The 3,771-nt window shown below is 71.9% G+C and carries 6 protein-coding genes and 1 pseudogene; 4 read left to right on the forward strand and 3 right to left on the reverse strand.

The window, feature by feature from the left end:
- Positions 1-101 precede the first annotated feature (101 nt).
- Genes JS521_RS34475 through JS521_RS37415 form a run of 3 tightly spaced genes read right to left on the reverse strand, consistent with a single transcriptional unit; the run spans position 102 to position 1,539 of the window.
- Positions 102-269, reverse strand: coding sequence for a hypothetical protein (locus tag JS521_RS34475; RefSeq protein WP_205086813.1), 168 nt, complete (start codon positions 267-269; stop codon positions 102-104).
- Positions 254-967 carry a hypothetical protein gene (locus JS521_RS34480; RefSeq protein ID WP_205086814.1) on the reverse strand — a complete coding sequence of 238 codons (714 nt, stop codon included), beginning with the start codon at positions 965-967 and terminating at the stop codon, positions 254-256. The genes JS521_RS34475 and JS521_RS34480 overlap by 16 nt, the downstream gene beginning before the upstream one ends.
- Positions 968-1,008: 41 nt before the next feature.
- Positions 1,009-1,539, reverse strand: a complete 531-nt coding sequence (locus tag JS521_RS37415; RefSeq protein ID WP_205086815.1) for a M23 family metallopeptidase — start codon at positions 1,537-1,539, stop codon at positions 1,009-1,011.
- A 183-nt stretch (positions 1,540-1,722) separates the two neighbouring features.
- Here JS521_RS37415 and JS521_RS34490 point away from each other — a divergent pair.
- The 4 genes and pseudogenes from JS521_RS34490 (at position 1,723) to JS521_RS34505 (ending at position 3,725) form a co-directional block, all read left to right on the forward strand.
- A pseudogene (locus JS521_RS34490) lies at positions 1,723-2,003 on the forward strand (hypothetical protein).
- Between the two features lie 18 nt (positions 2,004-2,021).
- Positions 2,022-2,810, forward strand: coding sequence for a DUF8175 domain-containg protein (locus tag JS521_RS34495; protein ID WP_205086816.1), 789 nt, complete (start codon positions 2,022-2,024; stop codon positions 2,808-2,810).
- On the forward strand, positions 2,800-3,291 hold the full coding sequence (locus JS521_RS37095; protein WP_239488234.1) for a hypothetical protein: 492 nt from the start codon (positions 2,800-2,802) through the stop codon (positions 3,289-3,291). The genes JS521_RS34495 and JS521_RS37095 overlap by 11 nt, the downstream gene beginning before the upstream one ends.
- A gap of 140 nt (positions 3,292-3,431) precedes the next feature.
- Entirely contained in the window at positions 3,432-3,725 is a 294-nt protein-coding gene (locus JS521_RS34505; RefSeq protein WP_205086817.1) for a hypothetical protein, read from the forward strand.
- Positions 3,726-3,771 lie beyond the last annotated feature (46 nt).

Here is a 3,771-nt window from a genome sequence, read left to right on the forward strand (position 1 = left end):
TCTTGGAGATGGCCAGGGCGCGTTTGCGGTCGCCCCCGCAATGGGCCGCGACGGCGGGCGCCGCCCGACCGGCCCGGTGGGCCCGCCCCGCCGGACGCTCCCTAACGCTGCTCCAGCCGCGCCATCCGGGCCCGGGCCGAGTCCAGCCGTTCCTGGTCCGCGGCGGGCAGGGTGGACCAGAGGGCGATCAGATCGCGGCCCATCCGGAGCCCCTCACGGGGGTCGGCGACCTTGAGCCAGGCGGCCGCCGCGTTCAGCACGCTCTGCAACGCCTGCGGATCCCCGTGCGCGGCGCGTATCCGGGCGATCTCCAGGGAGCCCTCGAAGGCCCGGGCGGCAGGACCTCCTCGACCACCCGGACGTCGGCGACGCGCCACGGCCCGCCGACCGCGCGGGTCAGCTTCACCGAGGCCATGAGCCGGGGTCCGGGGCCGGTCCAGCCGTCCCGGCCGTGTGCCGTGCCCTCGACGAAGACCTCGCGGTAAGCGAGGGTCGGGGTGTCGGGCGGGAGGTCGTCGTCGCCGTCCTCGGACGTGAGCCGCACCGTGGTCCCCGCCCGGTGCCCCGCCCAGACGTTCCAGTCTCCCCCGGTGCCGCCCGCCGAGACGTGCTCACGCGCGGCGGAGGCGCGTGCGGCGGTGCGGTAGGGGAGGCTCCGGAGCACCGCGTCCTGGCGTCCCGCGTCGTAGGCGGTGTCGTAGCCGTAGGCGACGGTCGCCCAGGCCCGGGCGACGGAGGTCGGATCCCGGTCGTCCGCCTTCGGCAGCGCGGGAAGCCTGCTCCCCCCGTCCAGCGGCTTCCCCCGGGGGACGGGGGCCTTGGGCGTGAAGGCGCCGGAGGCCACCGGGCCGGGGTCCGTCCCCCCGCCCGCGCCGTCGGACTCCTCCCGGAGGTCCTTCAGGCCGCAGCCGACCAGCACGGCCGCCCCCACGACGGTCACGAGCACGGTGGCGATGCTCTTCCGCACGGTCGTTCTCCTTCCGTCCCCGCCCGTCGTCCGACGCCCGCTCATTTTCCGATCCAGGGCGCGGGGTTGACGTACTGGCCGTTCTCCTGCGCCTCGAAGTGGAGGTGGGCGCCGGTCGAGTAGCCCGTGCTGCCGACGAGGCCGACCACCGTTCCCACGCCGACGCTCTGCCCCTTGGAGACGTTGATGGCGGACATGTGGTTGTAGGTCGTCGCGATCTGCCTGCCGCCGATCGATCCGTGGGAGACGATCACGCGGTTCCCGTAGCCGGCCGTCATGCCGGCGAAGGTGACGACGCCTTCCTTGGCGGCGAGGATGGGCACGCCCTGCTTCACGCCGAAGTCCATCCCGGAGTGCAGTTTGCGGACCCCGGTGATGGGGTGCACGCGCATACCGAAGGGCGAGGTGACGGGCGGGTTGCCGGAGAGCGGCATGGCCAGCCGCTGCCCGGCGGGGATCGTGCCCGTGCCGGGGCCTGAGCTGATCGCCGTGTACTTCGCCATGGCGGCCTTGATCTTGACGACGTACCCCTGGGTCTCCTGGTACGGGGGTATGCCGCCGTACTCGAGCACCGCGCCCGGGCCCGCGTTGTAGGAGGCGAGGGTGAGGTCGAGCGTCGGTCCGCGCCTTCCCCCGGGCCTAAACGGGCGCGTCCCGAAGAAGTGCTGTCATGATGCGGCGGCAGTGTCGCCGAAGCACCGAAACATTAGACATTTGAGCCAGAGCCGCTCACTTCCACGGGGGGGGGAAGAACCATGTTGAGCAAGATCCGTCACGTCATCCTCGCGGCCGATGTGCCCAATCCGGGCATGGACGCGCCGCCGGCGCTCACCGACAAGGTCGACGACGTGCTCGGCACGTCGCCTGGGCCGGCACCGCGGCGGGTGACGCGGGCGTGCTGATCACCGGAGCCATGATGGCCATCTCGATGCGCCGAGGTGAGGGCTCGGAGCACATGAGCCGACTCGGCATGGTGCTGGGCGGCTGCGTCCTGGTCGCGACCGCGGGGCCACTCGTCTCCTTCGTCTTCAACTGATCCGGGGAGGTGCAACCCATGAATCCGCGAAACAGCAGTGGTGAGTGGGAGAAGCCGTTCTGGCAGCAGCCGGGCTGGCTGCTGTCCGCCGGGTTCTTCCTGGTGTTGGCGTTGCTCGGCGCCTTCGTCGTGTTCGCTGACGACGAGGAGGAAAAGGCCGGTCCGGGGCCGAGGGCGACGGCGGCTTCTTCCGCCGGCCCCGCGCAGGGCACCCCTTCGGGCAAGCCGTCGAACGGCACGGAGGGCTCCCGGCCGGCAGGCTGCCGCACGGACGACAGCGACCAGGCGGTTCCGCCGAAGAGCCCGGCGGACCTGAAGTGGAAGGTCTACCGGACGGACCTCGTCCCGGTGTCCACCACGGCGGGCCCCCTCCTGTACAAGGGCGCCGTCTGGTCCTGCTTCGCACGCACCCCCCTGGGCGCGGTACTGGCCCTGCACTCCATCACCTCCAAGATGAGCGGGAGCGAGTGGAGAACGGTCGCCGACCAGCAGGTCGCCCGCGGTCCCGGCAAGGACGCGTTCGTGGCGACGCGGTCCAAGGAAGCCGACGAGAGCGCGGCGGGGGCTCCGGGCAGCGACGGGACCTATGTCGGGTTCTCCATGCTCACGTACACCAAGGACCAGGCCACGGCGATGCTCCTCATACGCATCGCCGACGGGAAGTACGGCGCCGCGACCGCGTCCGTGGTCTGGGAGGACGGGGACTGGAAGCTGCGCCCCACCTTGAACGGGTCGCTCACGGAGAACATCACCTTCGTCGGGGGGCCGGAGGGGTTCGCCCTCTGGGGAGGTGAAGATGGCGCCTAACCTGCCCAGCCCCGGGGGCCTCGTCGAGTGCGGGAAGGACCTGAAGGACTGCATCAAGAAGGGTGCCGAGGGCGCCGTCGACAGCGTGGTCGGAAGCGCCGTGGAATCGTTCGCGAACGCGATCGGTGAGGCCGCCGCCGAAGCCCTCAAGGCACTCAACGGCGTCTGGATGAAGGTCGGCACCGGCAACAGCCTCCACCCCGAAGGGGGCACGGGGCTCGACATGATCATCGGTGAGACGAGGTGGCTCGTCGCCTACGTGGACGCCGCCTCCCTCCTCGTCGCCGCGATCAGGACGGAGGAGGGGGCGGCGGCGGTGGCGCGAAGGGCCCGGCGGGCTCTCCGTCCTCCGGCGCCGGCGCGTCCCCGTCGGCCGGTGCGGGCGGCGCCGGAGGCGCGGCAGCCGGTGGCGCCGCGGCGGCCGCAGGCCCCGCGATGGTCGCGGTCCAGGCCGCCGCGGTGGTCGCCCAGGCGGGCATGAACGCGGCCAACGAGGTCGCGGGCTCGCTGGACGACAACGACGGGATGAAGGGCCACAACCAGTAGCTCCGGCATCGGGCGGGGCGGTGCGGCGCCCGTGCCGCCCCACCCGTCGGCGGAGCCACACGGAAGGACCGCCCCATGACCGAGAAGCCCTCACTCCGCGCGTACCCCAGGCACTACGCCCAGGGCGGCGTCCCCCGCGAGGAGATGATCGAGACCATTGCCGCCTGGGACTTCGAAGAGGAGGTCTACGACCCACTGCTCATCGAACCCACGGGGCAGGACAACGTCTTCGCCCACCTCGACGGGGCTGTCGTGCTGACCCGGACACCTCCGAAGCAGGGGAGAGGAGCGCCCACGCCGACCGGGGAAAGGGACGCGTTCTCCCTCGGCATCGCCGCCGCCGGGAAACCGCGCTCCCCCCCTTGTTGACGAACTCGTAGGAGGCGTCGCCACCCTCGATGGGCTCAAGGGCGAT

Origin of the sequence: Streptomyces durocortorensis (assembly GCF_016901035.1) — a bacterium.
GTDB lineage: Bacteria > Actinomycetota > Actinomycetes > Streptomycetales > Streptomycetaceae > Streptomyces > Streptomyces durocortorensis.

Coding starts and splice junctions, on each gene's coding strand:
- JS521_RS34495 (WP_205086816.1), top strand. CDS start 2,022: ATGAATCCGCGAAACAGCAGTGGTGAGTGGGAGAAGCCGTTCTGGCAG.
- JS521_RS37095 (WP_239488234.1), top strand. CDS start 2,800: ATGGCGCCTAACCTGCCCAGCCCCGGGGGCCTCGTCGAGTGCGGGAAG.
- JS521_RS34505 (WP_205086817.1), top strand. CDS start 3,432: ATGACCGAGAAGCCCTCACTCCGCGCGTACCCCAGGCACTACGCCCAG.